Raw genomic sequence first — 1400 nt, 5'->3', positions numbered from 1 at the left:
AAATTTGTTCTTTGAAAACTAGATAATATTTATTAAATTTTTAAGCAATAAGCCGAGAAACACCGCGTTTTATTAGTTAAGAACGTAGTTCTTAACAAAACCACTTTGCTTTAAGTAAAGTTAGGTTAAGTTATCAAGGGCGCATGGTGAATGCCTTGGCACTAGGAGCCGATGAAGGACGGGACTAACACCGATATGCTTCGGGGAGCTGTAAGTAAGCTTTGATCCGGAGATTTCCGAATGGGGGAACCCAGCAGTTTTAATCGACTGTTACTATTAACTGAATACATAGGTTATATAGAGGTAAACGCAGGGAACTGAAACATCTAATTACCTGCAGGAATAGAAAGAAAAATCGATTCCCTAAGTAGCGGCGAGCGAACAGGGAAGAGCCCAAACCAAGAAGCTTGCTTCTTGGGGTTGTAGGACTGCTCATTTGAGTTACCAAAGATTTTTATAGTAGAAGAGTCTGGGAAGACTCGCCGTAGAGGGTGATAGCCCCGTATACTAAATGAAAATCTCTCAGAGCAGTATCCTGAGTACGGCGGAACACGAGAAATTCCGTCGGAATCCGGGAGGACCATCTCCCAAGGCTAAATACTCCCTAGTGACCGATAGTGAACCAGTACCGTGAGGGAAAGGTGAAAAGCACCCCGGAAGGGGAGTGAAATAGTTCCTGAAACCATGTGCCTACAAATAGTTAGAGCCCGTTAATGGGTGATAGCGTGCCTTTTGTAGAATGAACCGGCGAGTTACGTTTGCTTGCGAGGTTAAGTTGATAAGACGGAGCCGTAGCGAAAGCGAGTCTGAATAGGGCGCCATAGTAAGTAGACGTAGACCCGAAACCAAGTGACCTACCCATGTCCAGGTTGAAGGTGCGGTAAAACGCACTGGAGGACCGAACTCATGTATGTTGAAAAATGCTGAGATGAGGTGTGGGTAGCGGAGAAATTCCAAACGAACTTGGAGATAGCTGGTTCTCTCCGAAATAGCTTTAGGGCTAGCCTCGGAATTAAGAATCATGGAGGTAGAGCCACTGTTTGGACTAGGGGCCCATCTAGGGTTACTGAATTCAGATAAACTCCGAATGCCATTGATTTATATCCGGGAGTCAGACTGCGAGTGATAAGATCCGTAGTCGAAAGGGAAACAGCCCAGACCACCAATTAAGGTCCCAAAATACATGTTAAGTGGAAAAGGATGTGGAATTGCACAGACAACTAGGATGTTGGCTCAGAAGCAGCCACCATTTAAAGAGTGCGTAATAGCTCACTAGTCGAGTGATTCTGCGCCGAAAATGTACCGGGGCTAAACATGTTACCGAAATTGTGGATGGAACCCATTAGGGTTCCGTGGTAGGAGAGCGTTCTAAGGGCAACGAAGCTAGACCGTAAGGACTG

Annotated in this window: 1 rRNA gene (running past one end of the window); it reads left to right on the top strand. The window is 45.5% G+C overall.

Annotation, left to right across the window (positions count from 1 at the left end):
• Positions 1-123 precede the first annotated feature (123 nt).
• Positions 124-1400, top strand: a 23S ribosomal RNA gene (locus AC1RPV_RS07510); it runs 1742 nt beyond the window's last position.

Source organism: Dellaglioa sp. CoH-55-MRSF-9, from assembly GCF_056782155.1.
The sequence above is the reverse complement of the archived record's forward strand: the minus strand, read 5'-3'. Positions and strand labels throughout refer to the sequence as shown.